Genomic DNA, 20,458 nt, shown 5'->3' on the forward strand with positions numbered 1-20,458 from the left:
CGAACCATCCCAACTCCAACTATTCTTACAAGTGCGTTACGGCTTCCCATCACCCCATTCCTCCTCATTCCAAATCATCACCTAACACACCCTAAAAAACTAACGAATGACTCGACTCAAATAAACCACCTGAACTGAGGTCGTAATGATTACCCCACTCGCCCCGATCGCCTCACCCCGCTCCCTCCTCACTGCCCTCCGATTGCTCGACTCCTTCCTCCAAACCGCGATCGTCCACGCTCAGATTGCCCACGGCACAGCCCCCTTCACCGACCCCTATCAGGGGCTATATGTCACTCAGGATCAGGTGATGCGTGACTTGGAGCGAGAACCCGGTGAGGCTCCCCTGCCCGATCACCCCCACTTCCTCCAGCAAATTGACGCAGCCGTTCAGGAATCGATTGCTCTGACAAAACTGCAACAAACCTTTCAGCTTTCCAGCTTTGAGATGGCGATCGTGCTGATGGCGATTGCGCCTGAAATCGATCTGCGCTACGAACGCATCTACGCCTACCTGCAAGACGACATCACCCGCAAACGCCCTACAGTTCAACTGGCCCTCAATCTACTCTGCGCCACCGCAACAGATAAATTGCATTGTCGCGATCGCTTCTCTGCTCATTCGCCGTTGATTCGTTATGGTATTCTTCATCTGGTTCCTGATCCCAATCAAATCCAGCCGCCGCTTTTAGCGCATTACCTCAAACTCGACGAGCAAATCACCCGTTTCCTCACCCACACTCCTGGCTTAGATGGACGGCTACAGCCGTTTAGCCAACTGATTCAGCCTGCGATTGCCGTGGAGCAACTTCCCCTTAGTGCCGACCTTCAGCAAATGCTGCACAATCTGTGTAATCACTCCGCTTCCCTGCCGCCACTCTATCTCCACGATATGGGCGGACTGGCAGATCGAGTCGCAGGCGTGATCGCCCATCGTTGCAACCGATCGCTGCTCACTGTCGATCTGTGCATTGCCCACCGTCTCAATACCAATCTGGAATCTATCCTGCGCCTGTTATGCCGGGAAGCCCAGATGCAAAATGCGATCGTCCACCTGCCGGGAATCGATAAATTACTAGAGACGGACGCACCGTTCCGACTGCTGGAAATTTTGGGCGAGTATTCCGGCATTCATATTCTCTCGGGTCAAACCCTGCCGCCTGCGCTGAACGGACAGGCAATGACGATCGCCCTCCCGCTGCCCGATTTTGCCCAACAGCAAACCTACTGGCAAATGCAACTGCACGATCGCGGCATTGCCCTGGAGCCAGAAGCCGTCAATCAACTGAGCAATCGCTTTCGTCTCACACCGGAGCAGATTGATCGGGCAATTGCCACTGCCTGCATCAATGCCACTTACCGCACACCAAGCCCGTCTGCAATACCAGAAATGGCTGACCTTTTTACCGCAGCACGGCAACAGTGTGGGCAGGAACTCAAAGGGCTGGCGAATAAGCTAACGCCTCACTACACCTGGAACGATATGGTGTTACCCGAAGAGACATTCGAGCAGCTTCGGGAGGTGTGCAACTATGCCAAGTATCGATCGACCGTTCTGGGGCAGTGGGGATTTGGGCGCAAACTGTCGCTGGGCAAAGGTATCAGTATGTTGTTTTGCGGATCTCCCGGAACCGGAAAAACAATGGCCGCTGAGGTGATCGCCACTGATCTGCAACTCGATCTCTATCGGATTGATTTGTCGCAAATTGTCAGCAAATACATTGGCGAAACTGAGAAAAACCTCGATCGCATTTTCACTGCTGCCGAACGTGCCAACGCCATTCTATTTTTTGACGAAGCCGATGCCCTGTTTGGCAAACGATCGGACGTCAAAGACGCTCACGATCGCTACGCCAACCTGGAGGTGGGCTATCTGCTGCAAAAAATGGAGGAATACACAGGTGTTTCTGTCCTGGCGACTAATCTCCGACAGAATATTGATGATGCGTTTATCCGACGAATTCAGGCGATTGTCGAATTTCCATTTCCTGATGAGGCGGCTCGCTATCACCTCTGGCAGGTCGTCTTTCCGGTTGAAACACCGCTGGATGAGGCGATCGATTTTGCTTTTCTGGCACAAAAAATTAAACTGGCAGGTGGCAACATCAAAAACATTGCGTTAGCAGCAGCTTTTTCGGCGGCAAGTGCAGGTGAAAGGGTGAGTATGCATCATCTGTTGAAAGCAGCTCAGCGAGAATATCAGAAATCAGGACGCACTTGGGAAGCACCTATTTCGCAGCATTACTTATACGACGACGATTGCTTCATCCAATAACCAGACCTTACTTGGTACTCGATAATCTTTCATTAGACGATTGCAGAAATTGATGACAAATGCGTATGGATTGAGAGACATATGAATGAGCACATTTAGGCGCGTTAGATTAATTTAGGACAGCTACCGCGATGAGCTGAATTTTTGTTGTTAACAAAAGTTGATACGAATATGCGAATTGCACCTTACAATCCTGATCACCTCGATGCTGTTGTTCGGCTTTCGCTGCGAGCTTGGTCTCCGGTGTTTGAGTCGATTCAAAACGCAATGGACGCTGAGGTATATCGAGTATTCTATCCCGACGGTTGGCAGGTGAGCCAGCAAAAAGCAGTCGAAGAGGTCTGTGCTGCAAAAGATACTCACGTCTGGGTTGCAATTGACATAGATTCAATTGTCGGCTTTGTTGCCGTGAAACTTCACTCAGAAGACAGTATGGGTGAAATTTATATGGTTGCGGTTGATCCAGTCGCTCAAGGTCAAGGCATTGGCAGTGCGCTAATTGAATTTGTGTTGGCTTGGATGAAAGAAGCAGGGATGGCAATCGCGATGGTTGAAACTGGAGGAGATTCTGGCCATGCTCCAGCTCGTCACACCTATGAAAAGGCCGGCTTTGGGCTGTTTCCAGTTGCCCGATATTTCAAGAAGCTCTAGCTTCAGATGGAGATCGAGTTGCTGTTGCCTTGAAACCTTTGCAGGGGCAATGAAAATCGCTCGATTCCTGCTTGCCATCCAGCGTAAATTCTCGCCTACCATCTGCGCTCAAATGGTCGAAATCAACGGTTTACCTAGCGTCCTCCATAGCGGAAGTGACATTAATAGTGTGATACGTTTGAGATTATCGAAGGCTATATTAAAATTATCGATAGCGTGTGGAACCTAGAGAAACTGAAACGGCTGAGTCAGCATGTAACAGTGAGTTATAGAAACCGTGACTAATCCTACACCCAATAAACTGCCTTTGATTCTTCCTCGCTCGCCAATCTTGGTGAGTGACAGTTCGAGTTGGGAAAACATTGGCTTTGCTCACTTTCAGCAACCGCCCTGCAGCGTGCCGGAGTTTGTATCGCCTCGGCATATTCTTTGTCTCAATGCGGGTAAGCCCGTGAGATTGAAGCAGGTTGTGGATGGCGAGCGTAAGGTGGTTGACTCAATTCCAGGTGATTTAGCAATTTATCCTGCTGCTCTATGTCAACAGTTTTCCTGGGATAGCGAAGCGGAGTTCTTTAATCTGTTTCTGGAGCCATCATTTGTTACGCGGGTAGGCTCTGATTTGTTTGGCAGCGATCGTTTAGAACTGGTTCCTCAGCTAGGAATACTCTCTGATCCGCTGATTTATCAAATTAGTTTGGCGCTAAAAACGTCTTTGGAGACCGATGGGGCGACTAGCAGACTTTATGCGGATGCCATCGCCCAGGCGTTAGTTGTCCATCTCCTGACTCGATATTCAACTCATTCACGCCAGATTAAACTGATTGCAGGTGGTTTTACTCAAGCGCAATGGAAACAAATTGTTGATTTCATTTATGCAAATCTGGATAGGAATATTCACTTAGCTGAGCTGGCAGAACTTGTACAATTCAGTCCCTACCATTTTGCACACCTATTCAAGCAATCAACCCATATATCTCCACATCAGTATCTGATTCGTTGTCGAATTGAACGAGCTAAACAACTGATGGCGATGGGTATGTCGCTCGCAGAAGTTGCTCAGACGGTTGGTTTTGCCAGTCAAGGACATTTCACCTACCATTTCAAACGGCTTGTAGGCGTGACCCCCAAAGTGTTTCTGCGACGCGTACCTTAGCAGAAACCGCAAGAACGTTGAAAATGGTCGCAAGAATCTTGAAGAGGCGCATTGGAGTATTGCCGCATACTGAATTCATAAGCTGATTGAGGGTTTGCTTATGAGACGTATTCTTCACATTGATGCGAGCTATAGTGGTGAAAAGTCGGTATCACGAGTGTTGTCTCGAATATTCATCACGGCTTGGCAGAAGTTTCACCCTGAAGCCTTGGTCCTCTACCGAGATTTAGGGCGTTTTCCAGTTCCCTATATTAATGAAAACTGGATTGCAGCCATTCATTCACCACCCGAAACTCATACGCCGGAGATGATTCAAGCTTTGGAGGCATCTAATCCATTGCTGGAAGAGTTTTTGTCAGTTGATTGCTACGTTTTTGGAATACCCATGTATGGCTTTACAATCCCGGCAACGCTTAAAGCCTATCTTGAACATTTGATTCGTATTGGCTGCACTTACGAAGTAGATGAAGCCGGAGTTCGAGGACTCGTTCACGGCAAAAAAGCTCTGTTTATCACTAGTCGTGGCGGCAACTATGCGTCGGGTTCCCCCTTTGGTGAAGATCATCAAGAACCATACCTACGAACCATTTTTGGATCGTTTGGAATACAGGATGTTGAATTTGTCAACGTCAATAATCTAGTCTTAGGTGACCGAGAGAAATCTATGCTAGCGGCTCAAGCCAGTCTTCAAACCTTAGCGACTCACTGGTAAAACTGGAGGAAGATCTGATGTCACAGGAAAATCTAGAAACGATTCGTTGCCTCTTTCAGGCTGTCGAAAACCGAGATGTTGCTGGCGTGCTTGCCGCTTACGCTCCGGAGATTGTCATCCGCGATGCCGCATCATTGCCCTATGGAGGTATCCATCACGGTCTAGAAGGAGCAAAACACCATATTGAAATTGCAGCGCAAACTTGGAATCATCTCCAACCTGAAGCTGCTAGAAAGATGAATGGCGTTTTTCTGGATGCAGGTGAGTATGTGGTTGTGCTTTGGCGGTTGAAAGGACTGGAGGCACATAGCGGCAGAACGCTTGATTCGCCAGTGGTCAGCATCTACAGAATGCGGGATAAAAAAATTATTGAATCCCAAATGTTTTACGCGGAGACGACTGCAATTGTGGAGTTCCTGGCAGATAGGTCTTAAGCCTAGTGGGCATTGAAGTTGGCACGATATTGCCCCACCGACAAACTATCGGTTAGAACTTGCTTAATGGCACAACCATCGCTATAAACTCTATCCACTTATACTAGATGCAGAGAACGCATTGTTGATTTGAGAAGCGGAGCGGAGGCTGATGGAACGAGTACTAGTAGCGGGCGCAACCGGCGGAGTTGGACAATTGGTAGTCGCCAAACTGTTAGAGCAGGGCTACACTGTGCGCGTCCTCAGCCGCCGTGCCGAGAAAGCAAAGCAAATGTTTCAGGATCAAGTTGAAATTGCCCTCGGCGATACCCGCGATCCACAGACGCTGCCAACTGCGCTGCAAGACATCACCTATTTAATCTGCTGCACCGGCACCACAGCCTTTCCTTCGGCCAAATGGGGTTTTCAGTTTGATTCAGAGCTGAATCCCCTGCAGCAACTCTGGACTTGGAGCAAGGTGTTTACAGATGCCAACTATCGTCAGGCCAAGGCTACTAACAGCCCTCAGCAGGTGGATGCTGAAGGAGTACAGCACCTTGTAGCGGCGGCTCCTAGAACCCTGAAGCGTTTTGTGTTTATTTCATCTTGTGGCGTTGAGCGGAAAGATAAACCGCCCTATAGCGTGTTGAATGCCTTTGGTGTCTTAGATGCGAAACAGCAAGGAGAAACGGCCATCATCCAATCGGGGCTGCCCTATACGATTATCCGTCCCAGTCGGTTGATTGACGGTCCCTTTACGTCGTCTGATCTCAATACTTTGCTGAAAGCTTCTACTCAAGGCAAGCTAGGCGTTGTGATTGGCACGGGCGATACTCTTAACGGACAGACGAGTCGGATTGATGTAGCCGCCGCTTGCGTTGAATGTCTGCGCTATCCCGTAACTGAAAATAAAGTGTTTGAGCTGATCAATCAAGGCAGTAGGCCAGCAGCGATTGATTGGGAAGCGCTGTTTGCTCAATTGGCCTAATTTGGTGCTACCTGTTGGTTTAATAGCGATTGGTTTAATAGCGATTGTGTTCAGTTTCACAATGGAACTACATTCGAGTCCTGCCTCTGGACGGACATCGACGGCTGGCATTCTGATTAACTTGGAAATAGCCAAGCAAAATAGCCAAGCTTGTGACTCTGACCACTAACGGGGGAGGAAACTGGAATGCCTGATGCTGAAATGCCCAACCAAGAAGCAACGGCACTATCGTAAGGGCGAAGCATTTGCGTCAGAAGCTCTGTAGCTATGCCTTGGATTCATTTCGCAAATGCTTCGCCCTTACGATTTCCTCTCAGTCAAACACAGCATCGAGGCAATGGTTCGCCTGCAAAGACGCCTATTGCCTCTTCTCATTCAAGTTTTCTCATTCTCAAGGTTTTGGGAATCTGCATCCAAAGACGGAACGCAGCAACCAATTAACTCAATAAGATTAATCATGTAACTTAAAAACCTATTATTGTTTCACGGTATGACTACAGCTTAGCTAATAGTTTTAATCACATAACATTAACTCATAGAATTGACTTCTCATTATCAATCAAATTTGTTTTCAAAATCGGTAACAATGTCAATTTCTGATAGTGCAAATACTGTACTCATTGAAGTTTGATTTATACAACTATTTGGTATCTCTTTCATTTGCACCACTCAGAATGCACCACCATTGATTGGAATGAGCAAGACGTATGACTTCGATTGTGTTCGATACCACCCAGAACGTTTCAGAGATTAAGCAAGAGATTAAGCAGCTAACCCGCAAACAAAATTCAGCCTATGGCCTTCTCATTGCCCTTAGTTTAATTGGATTGTGGGCAATTAGCCTGAGCCTACTGTTTTCGATTCATTTGGACCAATTCCCGGTTTGGTTAATTCTGCCTGCCATACTCTGGCAAATGTTTCTCTACACAGGGCTATTCATTACAGCTCATGATGCCATGCATGGCGCGGTTTATCCCCAATCAGCCAAGGTCAATCATTTTCTGGGAGCATTGGCTGTGACCTGCTATGGGTTGTTCTCCTATCGGGAACTGCTGGAAAAACATTGGCTGCATCACCGCTATCCGGCCAGCGCTCAAGATCCAGACTTTCATGACGGTGAACACAACCATCCTGTACGCTGGTATTTCTACTTCATGAGTCGCTACTGGCAATGGAAGCAGTTGATTGGGCTAACGCTAGTTTATATTCTATTGCGCTATGTCCTACATATACCTCAGAGTAACCTGCTGGTATTTTGGGTGATACCTTCACTGCTTAGTTCAGTGCAGTTATTCTACTTTGGCACGTTTCTAACCCATAATGAGCCAAGCGAAGGGTTTAACAATAGCCATCGCGCTCGGACTAATCCTTTGCCACCATTCTGGTCGTTTATTACCTGCTATCACTTTGGTTATCACGAAGAGCATCATGAACACCCATCCGTGGCTTGGTGGCAGTTACCAATCGTACATCGACTGCATCGTTCTTGCTAATTCTTTGGTTATGTTCTAAAACCCGTTTATGACGCACTTTGGTATTATCTGTCCACCCTATCCAGGCCATTTGAATCCCCTCTCTGCGCTCGGACGAGAATTACAGGGGCGGGGTCATCGGGTGACTATCCTGCACATTTCTGACCTGGAAGCAAAAATTCGTTCAGAAGGGTTGGAGTATTACCCAATTGGGCAAACGAGCTACCAACCCGGTTCACTGGCGGCCAGTTTCAAGCAGCTCACCCAGTTCAGCGAAATTGAAGCGCTGCGCTACTCGGTAGATTTTTGTCGTCATATGACCGAGATTATCTGCCAGGATGCTCCTGCTGCCATTCGGTCTATTGGCATCGAAGCGCTACTTGTGGACCAGCTAGAACCAGAAGGCCAAAGCGTAGCCCAATATCTGGATCTACCGTTTATTTGCATCAGTTCGGGTCAAACGATTCATCGCCGCTCGGATGTACCGCCCTTCTTTACTCCCTGGACCTACTCCAAGGCAAGCTGGACTCGTCTGCGCAATGCAGTGGCTTACCAAATTCTCGACTGGAGCTGTCAGCCGATTCTAGGCGTAATCAATCACTATGGCCAACGGTGGAAGTTGCCACCCTATCGCAAAATTTACGAGTCGATTGCCAAAACCCACATCAGTCAACAGCTCGCTGCCTTTGAGTTTCCGATTCCCGACATACCCGGTCGTTTTCATTACACCGGACCCTTTCGCAATCCATCGCCTCGGTTGTCTACTTTCCCATTTACTCAACTGACCGGACAGCCGTTAATCTATGCGTCTTTAGGCAGCGTTCAAAACACGAAACAGGAAATTTTCCACTGCATTGCGGCGGCCTGTCAGGGGTTAGATCTCCAGCTAGTAATTGCCCACGGCGGCGGCCTGAGTCCAGAAGCGATTCAAGCCTTGCCGGGTTCGCCCTTGGTCGTGGAATATGCACCGCAGTTAGATGTATTAGCCAAAGCTAGCTTGACCATTACCCATGGCGGTATGAATACTGTTCTCGATTCGCTTAGCTGCGGCGTTCCCCTAGTTGCTATACCCATCACCTTTGAACAACCCGGCACCGGCGCGCGAATTCGCTGGACTAAAACTGGAGAAGTTCTGGCTTTATCTCGCCTACAGGTTCCTACATTACAAACAGCAATTCAGCGCGTCTTAGCCGACTCCAGCTATTCGCAGAATGCCTTGAAGTTTCAAACCGCGATTCAACAAGCCCGCGGCGTTAAGCGAGCAGCAGATATTGTGGAACAAGCTGTTGGTGCTGATAGAATAGCTCAAGCAGCCTAGCTCCTGCGTCCCAGATCTGGAACTGTAATTCCGTGCTATGAGTCTGAGAACCAAGCATAGCGACAGATACCCAGAGCAATTACTAACTCCTGACTTCTGACTCCTAGCTCCTATCTTCCCTAGCGTCCGACTCAACAAAACTAATGATAACCCTCTATACCTTTGGTGATTCGATTCTCGACTGTGGACACTACAACGAGTTTGGTCTTCACCCTGGTCAACTGCTGGTTCGGAACAATGATGTGCTATTTCCCGAATTTGCGGGTCAGGATCTCAGCTCTAGGGAACCGGCTCGGCTAGAGCATCGAGCTGTTGATGGTGCGACGGTTGAGGATTTACCCGCTCAAATCCAGGGATTAAGGGTTGAGGAGCCTGCGATTGCCCTGATCACGATTGGCGGTAACGATCTGTTGCAGGGATTGATTCAAGACACCGGCAGGGGGATGGATGCCTTTGCGGATGCCCTTGATCACTTTGTTCAGCATTTGCCGATTCGACCTGTTCTATTGGGCAATGTATACGATCCTAGTTTAGGCGATGATGACCGCAATTTTCTCAATATTGATCCAGCGATCGCTCGCAAAAGTCTTCAGCGTATAAACATAATAATTCAAGAAATTGCTAACCGCTATGGGCAGTTGGTCGATCTGCATGCTCACTTTCTCACCGGCGATCCGTCCTGGTTCACTGCCATCATCGAGCCAAGTCTAAGAGGTGCTTCAGAAGTGCGGCGGGCGTTTCTTCCTTATTTGGGATTGTCTAAACAAGCCTAGGATGATTGAGCTAGAGCAGGGCAGCCAGATTGGTTCTGCTAAAATGCTTCGGCCTACCGCAGCTAGCCATAAACAAAATATATCAACTCAGTTAAGACTTTTATCAGTCAAGTGCCCCTGTTTCCAAAAGATGTATATCGATTTACAGATGGGTATCCAAACTACTGGATTAATAAGTTCCAAATGAGTTGAATAATTTGAGTAATGCAACATAAGAACTGGCTCAAGCAAGGAATTGCGTCATGTTTGGTGATGGCTTCAGTGGCAATAGTCAGTGGTTGTTCTAGTACAAACTCTGAGCAGACGAGTGCGAATAACAATTCTGGTAACAACTCTGGAAAAGTCATCCGCATTGCGATTGGAACGCAGGATCAGGTGATCAATACGGCGGTGGGTGGGGCGACTGTTAGAGAACTAGGACTGCTAGAAAAACATTTGCCCAAAACTGGTGAATACGAAGGTGTCAAGTATGATATCCAGTGGTCGAGCTACACGTCTGGGCCGCCGATTACCAACAAAATGCTGGCTGACCAAATCGATATTGGTCTGATGGGCGATTTCCCGGCCACGATTAACCTGATTAAGTTTCAGCAGGAAGCGCAGGATGTGGACTCAATTTTTATCGGCACCCTGGCTTACAGCGCTACCGGAGCAGGAAACGCGGTGGTTGTCCCGAAAGACAGTGCTGCAACGAGCCTGCCAGACCTGAAGGGAAAAACGATCTCTGTCCCCTTTGGATCGGCAGCTCACGGCATGCTTCTGAAGGCTTTGAAACAAGCTGGCATTAATCCCGACAAGGATGTCAAGCTGATTAGCCAGTCTCCGGAAGTGGGTGGTTCGAGTCTGCGGACTGGGCAAATCGATGCCCATGCTGACTTTGTCCCGTTTGGAGAGCTATTTCCCTTCCGGGGATTTGCCAAAAAGATTTTTGATGGTGCTCAAACGGGAATACCCACGCTGCATGGAATTGTAGTGCGCTCGGATTTTGCCCAAGACCATCCTGAGATTGTCGTGGCCTACTTAAAGGCAGTGCTGGAAGCCAATCAAATGTTCCGCGAAAAGCCGGAGGAACTAGCGGCCCAAATTGAGGAATGGTCTGGCGTGGAAAAAGAAGTGGTCTACATGTTTTTGGGACCCTCTGGGCTGCAATCGCTTGACCCTACGGTGCGAGCTGTTCAAGTGAATGCCCTCAAGAATAGTATTGCTACATTGACGAGCTTGGGTAAAATTGAGAAGCCGGTCAACCCGGATGAAGTCGTGAATTGGATCGATGAAAACTACCTCAAGCAAGCGATGAACGAACTGGGACTGAAATACGAGGAAGTTGTCGCGGTGGGTGAGGATTTTCAGATTAGCGGTAAAGATGCCCTGACGGGTGAACCGATTCAAGATCCAAAGATGGCGGCGCAGTATTGGGTGCAAGGGGAAGATACCGTCACCAACTTTGCCTCGGTTAGCAACATGCTGAAAGCCTTGGCAAAATTGCAGGCGGATGGTAAAACAGCGGATGCCATGTTTGTGCATGACCTCAACAACGGTTGGAAGCTATTCGCCGAAAATTCCTACTTTGTGACTCAAGGGGATGAGGTAGCGGCGTTCCTCCTGGAATCAGATGCGCAGGCGTTTGCAGCCAAAACGGGAGGACAGGTGACGGCATTTAGAGGGTTGCAGCAAACCTATGCTGGCAAACCTGTACTGGTCGGAGCAGCACTCGGTGGCGGCTGAAGACGCGGCAACATAGACCAAACCTGCCTGTCAATTTTGGGGAGCAAAATCTGCTCAAAGTCCCTGCTTCGGGGATGCCCGCTAAGGCTATAGGGAGGTTGAAGGGGTCGCAGGGAATCTGAAATTCTAAAAATTGATTCCTCATTCAGCAACGCCCAAACGATTAGTATTTCTGGATGTCTTCATATAGAGGTTTAATCATGGCGGTGACAACTTCCCGAACGGCGGGACGCTCTAGCCGGGGCTGGATGCATTGGGCTACATCCAAGGGCATTCGTGTCTTTTCAAGGCAACGTTCCATTCGGCAATTCATTTCTCTGCTGCTGTTTTTTGGATGTTGGCAACTTCTCTGTACTATCAACTTCAAATTGTTTGTCAGCTTTGAGTTTGTGCCTTCCCCGCTTGAGGTTTTTCAGGCAACGGTGGCTTTCCTCACCCAAGATCCGATGGTGCATATCTGGGCCAGTGTGCTGCGGGTGCTGCTGGGCTATGCAATCGCTGCCTGTCTCGGTGTGGGTTTGGGCGTCCTGATTGGTTGGTTTGAGAAGGTGGAAGACCTGACGATGCCGGCTTTGGAACTGCTGCGCCCCATCCCAGCCGTAGCTTGGATTCCGCTGGCGATTCTGATGTTTCCTAATGCGGAGTCGGGTATGGTTTACATTACGTTCATCGGGGCGTTCTTTCCGATTTTAATCAGCACGATCAAAGGCGTGGAGAGCACCCTCAGCGATATGGTGTTAATTCGAGTCGGACAGTGCCTCGGCGCTCGGCCCTGGCACATGTTTAAAGACATTGTGATTCCCGGCTCCCTACCCAGCATCGCGAGTGGACTGACGATTGGCATGGGGAATGCCTGGTTTTGTTTGGTAACGGCTGAAATTCTAGCTGGCCGCTATGGCGTAGGGTATCTGACCTGGGAATCCTACGTGACTTCTAACTATCCCCCGATTGTCATGGGCATGTTGCTGATCGGCTGTATGGGAGCCTTTAGTTCTTGGGTTGTGAGCCGTGCGATGGGTGCACTGATGCCGTGGCGAGTGATTAAAAAGCAGGATTCCTAGTGTAGTTGATTGAGGATAAATAATTCATGTTGATGCAGCAGACGAAGCAACACGCTACCACCAAAGGAGCGGTTCTGATAGAGGGGCTTTCCGTCATTTTCCGGCGTCGCGGACTCGTTAATCCGGTTCTAGAATCGATTCACCTCCAGATTCAGCCGGGAGAATTTGTTTGTTTACTGGGTCCTTCTGGATGCGGTAAATCAACCTTGTTGAATGTGATTGCTGGGTTTATTAAGCCAACCGAAGGCTATGTTATGGTCGATCACATGCCGATTACATCACCAGGAGCAGATCGCGGGTTTGTGTTTCAGCAGTATTCTTTGCTGCCCTGGAAAACCACGTTTGAAAATGTCGAGTTTGGGCTGAAGATTCGGGGCATGGCAAAGGCAGAACGAGCGGCACTCGTGAATGATTACCTCAACCGGGTGGGGCTTTACAAACATCGCAACAGCTATCCGAGTCAACTTTCGGGCGGCATGCAGCAGCGGGCGAGTATTGTGCGGGCCTTGGTGAATTCTCCGTCGGTGCTGTTGATGGACGAACCCTTCGCAGCACTCGATGCCCAAACTCGTCACATGATGCAGGAATTATTGCTCGATATTTGGAGCGATTTGAATACAACCGTGATTTTTGTCACTCATGATATTGAGGAAGCATTATTCCTGGGCGATCGCATCTGTGTGATGGGGGTACAACCGGGGCGTATCAAGGCTGAAATTGGCAACACTCTCCAGCGTCCCCGCCATTTCGATGACACCTTATCGAATGAATTCACCCAACTGCATCGACAGGTGTTTGAACTCATTCGGGAGGAAACGTTAAAAAGTATGGAGCAGAGTATGGAAGTTGCCTAGAGGCTGGCCCTTGCTGTCTCTAAAAACTCAGATTGAATCCAGCGATTCAAGTTAATCTGCCGCAGGTGTTCGTTGCCCGAAATCATTGCCAACTGACAAATATGCTCGTTTACCCAGTCGGTGCGGATTTGAGTTTCGGAGAAAAACAGTCCTTGCTTCTGCAGATCTGTTCCTATGGCATCGTCTTTACCGCGCCCACAGAGGGTTTTGGCAACGATGGCAGCTTCTACATTCACCCAACGGCTCACTAGGGTTGGGGCGATTGGTGTGGTGGCATACCAGTACTGAGCTGCCAGTAGGGCTTTCAGATAGGCAACGACCACCTCTGGGTAGGTTTCGGCCAACGCTTGCTGCACGACGACTCCGTGAAAGGTAGGGAGCCGGTCAACATTACTTTCTGACAAGCGCCGAAAGCCGCCTTTATGCTTAGCAATTTCATGGAAGGGGGCAAAGTAGGCGTAGCCATCTACCTGCTGGAGGCGTTTGCTGCGGCTTTGGGGATTAAGTGTGTCAATCGAGGTTAGCTTCACGTCATCGAGCAGGTGTTTGCGATGGAGTGAACGCATGATCATACCATGAGCGGCAGAGCTGAAGGGCACCGCAATCACGCGGCCTCTGAGGTCTTCAAAACTGTTCAGTAAGGAGCGGTGGGGGACAATCACATCATTCCCAGCTCCGTCTGGATTACTGGCAACGAAGCTGATCAACCGCGTCTCTGCCAGGGTTCCCGCATTTTGCTGCACCGCGCTCAGCAACAGGGGATAGTCGCCCAGTACGCCAATGTCAATTTGCTTTGACTGAAGCCCTGCTACAATCGGCGCACCAGACGAATAGTCCCACCATTGAATCTGGTACTGCGTGCCGCTATACCGGCCTTCGCGGGGCAGAAAGTGCTCTAGTAGCCCCAGCTTTTGGATTATTAAACCTGCCGTCACGGTTTGGATCGTGTGGTTCTGCGTCCCGATGGTGAGCGTCAGAGGTTTGGTATGCTGCGGGATAGGCGACCGTACATGCACACTAGGCGACTGGAACCGGGCTACCTGAGGAGTTGGAGACAAAGCAGCCTTCCCTGACTGCGATGGGTCTTGAGCCTTGGCATGAGCGGCGATTGAAGCTTCCCGGTGTGACCATTGCCCAAACGGCTGAATTCCCTTCTCTGCCAAGTTGACAAAATTCTGGATGGGTTCTAATCCATGTTGCCGCTGGGAACCCGATTGTCCCAAGGATGCCAAACACTGACTAAACCGTTTTGGCAACAATAAAAACAACGGCGTACCCAAGGCAAATTCCTCTAACGGCACCAGCTTGATCAGATTCGCCTGTTGCTCGACCTGAAACTCTAGATTCGAGACAAAACTGAGGTAATGCCCTTCCAACAGGTAAGTGCGGATCAAATTGGGAGAGTCTACATACTCAACCTGGGAGAAATTCGCCAAACTTAAACCCAATTCCTCTAAACGTTTCTCCAAAATGATGCGACTGGGAGCCGTTTCGGGCGACAAAACCCAAGGGTGATGATACAGCTCTTTCAAGCTCAGCCAGGGCTGTTGTGCTAGGGTATGACTGGCTGAAACGACCAGCGAATAATGAATTGTATCGATAATAATTTCTGCAATTTCATCAAAGCCGGAGAAACTGAGGTCCGAAATACCAACATCTACTTCCCCCGATGTTACAGCTCGGTATAACTGATCCACTGAATCAAACTGTGAACATTTCGTTTGCACGTCAGGATATTGCTGACGATAGCGAAATAAAAGCGAGGGCAACCAATGATTCGCTGTATCCGACATACAGCCAATTTTCAGGGTGCTCCGTTTCCCTTGCTTCAGTTCCTCAATCTCCTGCACTAAACGAGTTTCGAGATTCACCAATTCAGGACCTTTATCGAGTAAATATTGACCGATTAACGTCAGCTCAACTCGCCGCCCTAGGCGATGAAATAACGTCGTTCCCAATTCTGATTCCAACGAACGAATTTTAGCGCTAACGGCTGGTTGAGTCAGATTGAGTGCATCGGCAGCTTCCGTGAAACTTAAGTATCTAGCTACTTCTAAAAAGACCTTAAGCTGATAAATTTCCATAGTCATCAACCTACCAATAACGCAAGATTGAGATCTCTCTAAACCCCCCTAAACCTCCTGTGGGGATGCGCCTTCTACCAAATACTTCAGTGAATGATGCAGATGCCGAACCGCCCCCCAGCCCCCAATTTTGGGGGAGCCGAGCTAATCAAAGTCCCCCAGGATTGGGGGATTTAGGCTTCGACGTGAGCTCAGCCGAACGGGGCCAGGATTTGCATCATATACAAACATATGGTATTCGGTGTAGAAAAAGGAGACTTCAAGCATTTAGCTCGACTCCCTACTTTTTATAGGCTTTGCCTGCTCGTTAGGGTAGGAGGGTTAGAGAGGACCAGGTGTAAAAGCTATCTCAATCTCCTGTGTCCTGTGTCCTGTGTCCTGTCTCCGGTTCGGCTGAGATCACCGTCGCTCGCGGAGCGCGTTCCACGAACGAAGCCTGTCTCCTCCTGCCTCCTCAACTCAACTTTCCGCTTCCCATTCTAAGTTGTTATGAGTCTATAAAAGGCTTGAATTGGAAAACTGTAATTCTAAGCACAAATGGTCTTGATGCCCTCGTTTGATCTGCCTATGATGAGGAGCGAAACGGCAAGGAATTCAGGAGCTTTACCCGTTTCTTCTCAAGGTTATTCATTGCCATACAAGCTGAGGGAGAGTTTTTAGTGAATACTCAGTATTTGAAGACTGATTTTTTGGTCGTTGGCGGTGGTACGGCTGGAACAATGGCAGCCATCAAGGCCAAACAAGCCAACCCAGAAGGTGAAGTATTGATTCTAGAAAAGGCAAATATTCGTCGCAGTGGAGCGATTGCGATGGGAATGGACGGAGTGAATACTGCCGTGATTCCCGGTAACTCTACACCCGAACAGTATGTGCGAGAAATTACCATTGCCAATGATGGCATTCTGAATCAAAAAGCGGTGTATGAAACGGGTCGATTAGGCTTTTCCGTGATTCAAGAACTAGAAAGCTGGGGCGTGAAATTCCAAAAAGATCACGAAGGCAACTACGACCTGAAGCAAGTGCATCGGGTCGGTAAGTACGTGCTGCCAATGCCAGAAGGAAAAGATTTGAAAAAAATTCTGGCCCGTCAGGTGAAACGACATGGCGTCACTGTGACGAATCGCGTCATGGCCACCCGGGTGATGGTGCAAAACGGACGAGTCACTGGAGCGGTGGGGTTTGATGTGCGAAATGGCGACTTTGTTGTGATTCAGGCCAAAGCGGTGGTGCTCTGTACTGGAGCCTGCGGACGACTGGGCCTGCCTGCCTCTGGCTACCTCTACGGCACCTACGAAAACCCTACGAACGCTGGAGATGGCTACTCGATGGCGTACCATGCGGGAGCTGAGTTGACCAACATTGAATGTTTTCAGATTAATCCGCTAATCAAAGACTACAACGGTCCCGCTTGTGCCTATGTGGCCAGTCCCTTTGGGGCGTACACCGCCAATGCAGAAGGGCATCGCTTTATTAGCTGCGACTACTGGAGCGGCCAGATGATGCTGGAGATCTGGAAAGAACTCAACTCTGGCAAAGGTCCGGTACATCTGAAAATGTATCACCTCGACGACGATACGATTTCCGAAATCGAGCGGATTCTCTGGGACAATGAGCGCCCCAGTCGGGGACGATTCCACGCCGAACGGGGAGAAAACTACCGCACCCACGGTGTGGAAATGAATATCTCCGAGATTGGGCTGTGCAGTGGTCACAGTGCCTCTGGAGTCTGGGTGAACGAGAGAGCAGAAACAACCGTACCCGGTCTCTATGCGGCTGGCGATATGGCGAGTGTGCCCCATAACTACATGATTGGGGCCTTTGTTTACGGGCGGATTGCTGGCGAGAGCGCAATGGACTATATCAGTGGGTTAGACCATATAGAACCGGATCTAGAGTTCCTGACGGCGGAAAAAGAACGCATCTACCGTCCCTTACAGCAACCCAACGGTATTCCCCATACCCAGGTTGAGTATAAACTGCGGCGGTTAGTCAACGATTACCTCCAACCGCCCAAATCTCCACACAAGATGGAAATTGGTTTGGAAAAATTTGCCGATTACCAAGCAACGCTGAATCTGATGGGTGCCCAAGACCCCCACGAACTGATGCGCTGCATGGAAGTTCACTTTATCCGCGACTGTGCTGAGATGGCGGCACGGGCCTCCCTATTCCGCAAGGAAAGCCGTTGGGGACTCTATCACTACCGCCTCGATTATCCCGAAAAGAACAATGAAGAGTGGTTCTGCCATGTCAACCTGAAAAAGAGCGAGATTGGGGCCATGGAGCTATTCAAGCGCCCGGTTGAGCCATACATTGTAGATGTGGATCTGGAAACCGAGGTATACGATGTGGCGGTACGTTAGGTATGGGCGAAGCATTTGTTGATAGATCTTACACTTGAGTTCTGAGTTATTTAACAAATGCTTCGCCTCTACCCATTGTCGTAATTGAAACTGTTCATCTCAGGAAAATCTCATGGCTTTAACCACTCAGCGTGTTGATGTCCCCGTCATTGTAGACGAATCGAAGTGTCTGGAAAAATGTGTTGCCTGTATCGAGGTCTGTCCGCTGGATGTGCTGGCGAAGAATCCTGAAACGGGCAAAGCCTATATGAAATACGATGAATGTTGGTTCTGTCTGCCCTGTGAAAAGGAATGCCCGACCAATGCGATTACGGTTCAGATTCCGTTTCTACTGCGCTAGGTCTAAAAAAGTATATGATTAAGGAGACAGAGCTATGTATACTGCCAATACCGATCCAGATATTGATCAGTGGATTGAGATGCTGCAATCGCCGGAGGTGAACGATCGCTTGGTTGCGGTCAAAACGCTGCAACATTTGGGAGATGAGGGTGCGATTGAGGGTTTGATTCTGGCCCTGAAGGATGAAAGCCCTGCGGTGCAGAAAATTGCGGTGACGACACTGTGGGAATTCGCCAATCCAGTAGCGATTCCGGCTTTGATCGAGTGTTTGGGGTCACCTCACGCAGATATCCGCGAAGAAGCGCTTTCGGCTTTGAAGGAATTGGTTGCTGCGGATGATTTGCTTAAGCTACTCGATGCCTTGCATCAGAATGACATCCATGTCCAGATCAATGTGCTGATTCTGCTGCGCAAAATTCATGATGCTCAAGCATTGCCTTATGTTCTGCCCTTTTTCGAGTCCGAACATGCTAGCTTGCGAGAAGCGGCTGTTACTACCCTGCGCTATTTGAATCAGGTGGTGCGCTGTCAGCCAGCTTTAGCGTTGGTGCAAGATCCGGTTGAGACTGTGCGTCGGGCGGCGGTTCTCACCTTGGGCCATCTGACAGACTCAGACGTTGTGCTGTTGCTGTGTCAGGCGTTGACTGCTGATGCGGATTGGCAAGTGCGCCGCAATGCTGCCCAATCGCTGGAGCTACTCGCCGATCCAGCCGCGATTGAGGCCCTGGTTGCGGCAATGGACGATCCAGAATGGCAGGTGCGGAAGTTTACTGCCCGGGCGCTGCAAAAGCTTCTAGAAAAAACCACTGATCTCCGAGCCATGCCTGCACTGATCAAAGCCCTGACCGATGAATACTCAGATGTGCGTCGGGATGCGGCAACGGCTCTGGGGAATTTAGGCAATGCAGATGCCCTGCCCGCGCTGCAACAAACCTTGAATGACCCGGATGTAGATGTGCGAATCTTCTCCCAGCGTGCGATTGATAAAATTCAAAAGTTGCCAAAAGCCTCCCATGCCTAGCCATTCTTCTCCATTCCAACGATCTGATCTACCCCAGCCGGAACCTGCTCCTGATCCGCTTACCCTGGCGCGTAAAACTGAAGTAACGCAGCATCTCAAACGTATTCACGAACCGATTCTCGGCAACGATATCGTCAGCTTGGGCATGGTGCGCAATTTGCAAGTGGTGAATGACTACGTCTATTTGCGGCTCTACGTGGGGCGACATCAGTATGCTTTACAGAGACAAGTACAGCAAACACTCTCGGAGCTGATCTGGTGCAAGAAGGTGTATGTGCAGCTCTGCACAATCCCAGGGGTGCGAATTACGTTGGCCGTTTCTAGCGGCAAAGGCGGTGTGGGTAAATCCACCACTGCTGTCAATTTGGCTGCTGCCCTCAGCCGCACCGGAGCCAAAGTCGGTCTACTCGATGCTGATATCTATGGTCCCAATGTGCCGCAAATGCTGGGGCTAAGTCAGTCTACGGTATCAGTCACCGAGACCCCCGATGGTCAACGCTTTTTGCCCTTAGAAGCTCACGGCATCAAGCTAATGTCGGTTGGATTGTTGGCAGAACGAGATCATCCGCTGGCGTGGCGCGGTCCGGTGATGCACAAGATCTTGACCCAATTTATCCATGAGGTCGAGTGGGGCGAACTCGATTACCTGCTGATTGATCTGCCGCCCGGTACCGGAGATGCCCAGATTACGATCGTGCAGGAAAGTCCCATTTGTGGAGTGATCATGGTGACCACACCGCAACAGGTTGCCGTTTCAGACGTGCGCCGCAGTGTGCAGATGTTCCGTCGGGTTGGAGTGCCTGTCCTGGGATTAATTGAAAACATGAGTTACCTGCTGTGTGAACATTGTGGTGAACCAACTCCGATTTTTGGCCGGGGCGGAGGTACCCAAATTGCTACTGAACTGCATGTGCCGCTCTGGGGACAAATCCCGATTGACCCGCGCATTTGTGAGTTGGGAGATCAGGGAGAACCGCTGCCCCTAAAATTACCGACTGCGCCCTTAAGCCTGATCTTTGCTCAAATTGCCAACGGTTTGAACGCTACCTTTGGCATCAGTACTGCACTAGAGCCAGAGCTGCAAGAAACCGCCTAAACTGTCTTGCTGCGCAGTCCCGCCATCAGAATGAGTCGATGATAACTGGCAACCAAACCTCGTTCTGAACAATTCCATAGGAATCGACATGAAGATGTTATTCAGGTCAAACCTGAGACGATCACTGTCCCCTACACTTCTTCTCAACTTGAGAGATCA

The 20,458-nt window shown here is 49.5% G+C and carries 17 protein-coding genes; 16 read left to right on the plus strand and 1 reads right to left on the minus strand.

Annotation, left to right across the window (positions count from 1 at the left end; all coding sequences use genetic code 11):
• Positions 1-145 precede the first annotated feature (145 nt).
• The 12 genes from HJG54_RS33445 (at position 146) to HJG54_RS33500 (ending at position 13,395) form a co-directional block, all read left to right on the plus strand.
• Entirely contained in the window at positions 146-2,275 is a 2,130-nt protein-coding gene (locus HJG54_RS33445) for an ATP-binding protein (RefSeq protein ID WP_316436223.1), read from the plus strand.
• Between the two features lie 171 nt (positions 2,276-2,446).
• Entirely contained in the window at positions 2,447-2,926 is a 480-nt protein-coding gene (locus tag HJG54_RS33450) for a GNAT family N-acetyltransferase (protein ID WP_316436224.1), read from the plus strand.
• Positions 2,927-3,203: 277 nt separating this feature from the next.
• Positions 3,204-4,079: a helix-turn-helix transcriptional regulator gene (locus HJG54_RS33455; RefSeq protein ID WP_316436225.1), complete on the plus strand. Its 876-nt coding sequence runs from the start codon at positions 3,204-3,206 to the stop codon at positions 4,077-4,079.
• Between the two features lie 100 nt (positions 4,080-4,179).
• Positions 4,180-4,791 carry an FMN-dependent NADH-azoreductase gene (locus HJG54_RS33460; RefSeq protein WP_316436226.1) on the plus strand — a complete coding sequence of 204 codons (612 nt, stop codon included), beginning with the start codon at positions 4,180-4,182 and terminating at the stop codon, positions 4,789-4,791.
• 17 nt (positions 4,792-4,808) lie between these two features.
• Positions 4,809-5,225 (plus strand): nuclear transport factor 2 family protein, encoded by a 417-nt coding sequence (locus HJG54_RS33465; RefSeq protein WP_316436227.1) that lies wholly within the window; start codon positions 4,809-4,811, stop codon positions 5,223-5,225.
• A 151-nt stretch (positions 5,226-5,376) separates the two neighbouring features.
• On the plus strand, positions 5,377-6,192 hold the full coding sequence (locus HJG54_RS33470) for an SDR family oxidoreductase (protein ID WP_316436229.1): 816 nt from the start codon (positions 5,377-5,379) through the stop codon (positions 6,190-6,192).
• A gap of 707 nt (positions 6,193-6,899) precedes the next feature.
• Entirely contained in the window at positions 6,900-7,685 is a 786-nt protein-coding gene (gene crtW / locus HJG54_RS33475) for a beta-carotene ketolase CrtW (RefSeq protein ID WP_316436230.1), read from the plus strand.
• 28 nt (positions 7,686-7,713) lie between these two features.
• Entirely contained in the window at positions 7,714-8,982 is a 1,269-nt protein-coding gene (locus HJG54_RS33480) for a glycosyltransferase (protein ID WP_316436232.1), read from the plus strand.
• A 143-nt stretch (positions 8,983-9,125) separates the two neighbouring features.
• Entirely contained in the window at positions 9,126-9,755 is a 630-nt protein-coding gene (locus HJG54_RS33485; protein ID WP_316436234.1) for an SGNH/GDSL hydrolase family protein, read from the plus strand.
• A 204-nt stretch (positions 9,756-9,959) separates the two neighbouring features.
• Entirely contained in the window at positions 9,960-11,480 is a 1,521-nt protein-coding gene (locus HJG54_RS33490) for an ABC transporter substrate-binding protein (RefSeq protein WP_316436235.1), read from the plus strand.
• Positions 11,481-11,680: 200 nt separating this feature from the next.
• On the plus strand, positions 11,681-12,541 hold the full coding sequence (locus HJG54_RS33495) for an ABC transporter permease (RefSeq protein ID WP_316436236.1): 861 nt from the start codon (positions 11,681-11,683) through the stop codon (positions 12,539-12,541).
• Positions 12,542-12,567: 26 nt separating this feature from the next.
• Complete coding sequence (locus HJG54_RS33500; protein WP_316436238.1) at positions 12,568-13,395, plus strand: ABC transporter ATP-binding protein; 828 nt, start codon at positions 12,568-12,570, stop codon at positions 13,393-13,395.
• Here the strand turns inward: HJG54_RS33500 and HJG54_RS33505 are convergent.
• On the minus strand, positions 13,392-15,485 hold the full coding sequence (locus HJG54_RS33505; protein ID WP_316436239.1) for a LysR substrate-binding domain-containing protein: 2,094 nt from the start codon (positions 15,483-15,485) through the stop codon (positions 13,392-13,394). The genes HJG54_RS33500 and HJG54_RS33505 overlap by 4 nt on opposite strands.
• A gap of 653 nt (positions 15,486-16,138) precedes the next feature.
• On the opposite strand from HJG54_RS33505, the gene HJG54_RS33510 reads away from it, so the two are divergent.
• From HJG54_RS33510 to HJG54_RS33525, 4 genes are all read left to right on the plus strand, one after another.
• Complete coding sequence (locus HJG54_RS33510; protein WP_316436240.1) at positions 16,139-17,842, plus strand: fumarate reductase/succinate dehydrogenase flavoprotein subunit; 1,704 nt, start codon at positions 16,139-16,141, stop codon at positions 17,840-17,842.
• A gap of 112 nt (positions 17,843-17,954) precedes the next feature.
• On the plus strand, positions 17,955-18,182 hold the full coding sequence (locus tag HJG54_RS33515) for a 4Fe-4S dicluster domain-containing protein (protein WP_036011745.1): 228 nt from the start codon (positions 17,955-17,957) through the stop codon (positions 18,180-18,182).
• 34 nt (positions 18,183-18,216) lie between these two features.
• Positions 18,217-19,203: a HEAT repeat domain-containing protein gene (locus HJG54_RS33520; RefSeq protein ID WP_316436241.1), complete on the plus strand. Its 987-nt coding sequence runs from the start codon at positions 18,217-18,219 to the stop codon at positions 19,201-19,203.
• A complete protein-coding gene (locus HJG54_RS33525; RefSeq protein WP_316436242.1) occupies positions 19,196-20,299 on the plus strand; it encodes an Mrp/NBP35 family ATP-binding protein in 1,104 nt (367 codons plus the stop codon). The genes HJG54_RS33520 and HJG54_RS33525 overlap by 8 nt, the downstream gene beginning before the upstream one ends.
• Positions 20,300-20,458 lie beyond the last annotated feature (159 nt).

Source organism: Leptolyngbya sp. NK1-12 (genome assembly GCF_032598965.1).
In the GTDB taxonomy this organism is placed as follows: domain Bacteria; phylum Cyanobacteriota; class Cyanobacteriia; order Elainellales; family Elainellaceae; genus Elainella.

Bases quoted from the DNA above. Each gene is read 5' to 3' on its own strand.
- HJG54_RS33445 (WP_316436223.1), top strand. From the start codon at position 146: ATGATTACCCCACTCGCCCCGATCGCCTCACCCCGCTCCCTCCTCACT.
- HJG54_RS33450 (WP_316436224.1), top strand. From the start codon at position 2,447: ATGCGAATTGCACCTTACAATCCTGATCACCTCGATGCTGTTGTTCGG.
- HJG54_RS33460 (WP_316436226.1), top strand. From the start codon at position 4,180: ATGAGACGTATTCTTCACATTGATGCGAGCTATAGTGGTGAAAAGTCG.
- HJG54_RS33465 (WP_316436227.1), top strand. From the start codon at position 4,809: ATGTCACAGGAAAATCTAGAAACGATTCGTTGCCTCTTTCAGGCTGTC.
- HJG54_RS33470 (WP_316436229.1), top strand. From the start codon at position 5,377: ATGGAACGAGTACTAGTAGCGGGCGCAACCGGCGGAGTTGGACAATTG.
- crtW (WP_316436230.1), top strand. From the start codon at position 6,900: ATGACTTCGATTGTGTTCGATACCACCCAGAACGTTTCAGAGATTAAG.
- HJG54_RS33480 (WP_316436232.1), top strand. From the start codon at position 7,714: ATGACGCACTTTGGTATTATCTGTCCACCCTATCCAGGCCATTTGAAT.
- HJG54_RS33485 (WP_316436234.1), top strand. From the start codon at position 9,126: ATGATAACCCTCTATACCTTTGGTGATTCGATTCTCGACTGTGGACAC.
- HJG54_RS33490 (WP_316436235.1), top strand. From the start codon at position 9,960: ATGCAACATAAGAACTGGCTCAAGCAAGGAATTGCGTCATGTTTGGTG.
- HJG54_RS33495 (WP_316436236.1), top strand. From the start codon at position 11,681: ATGGCGGTGACAACTTCCCGAACGGCGGGACGCTCTAGCCGGGGCTGG.
- HJG54_RS33500 (WP_316436238.1), top strand. From the start codon at position 12,568: ATGTTGATGCAGCAGACGAAGCAACACGCTACCACCAAAGGAGCGGTT.
- HJG54_RS33505 (WP_316436239.1), bottom strand. From the start codon at position 15,485: ATGACTATGGAAATTTATCAGCTTAAGGTCTTTTTAGAAGTAGCTAGA.
- HJG54_RS33515 (WP_036011745.1), top strand. From the start codon at position 17,955: ATGGCTTTAACCACTCAGCGTGTTGATGTCCCCGTCATTGTAGACGAA.
- HJG54_RS33520 (WP_316436241.1), top strand. From the start codon at position 18,217: ATGTATACTGCCAATACCGATCCAGATATTGATCAGTGGATTGAGATG.
- HJG54_RS33525 (WP_316436242.1), top strand. From the start codon at position 19,196: ATGCCTAGCCATTCTTCTCCATTCCAACGATCTGATCTACCCCAGCCG.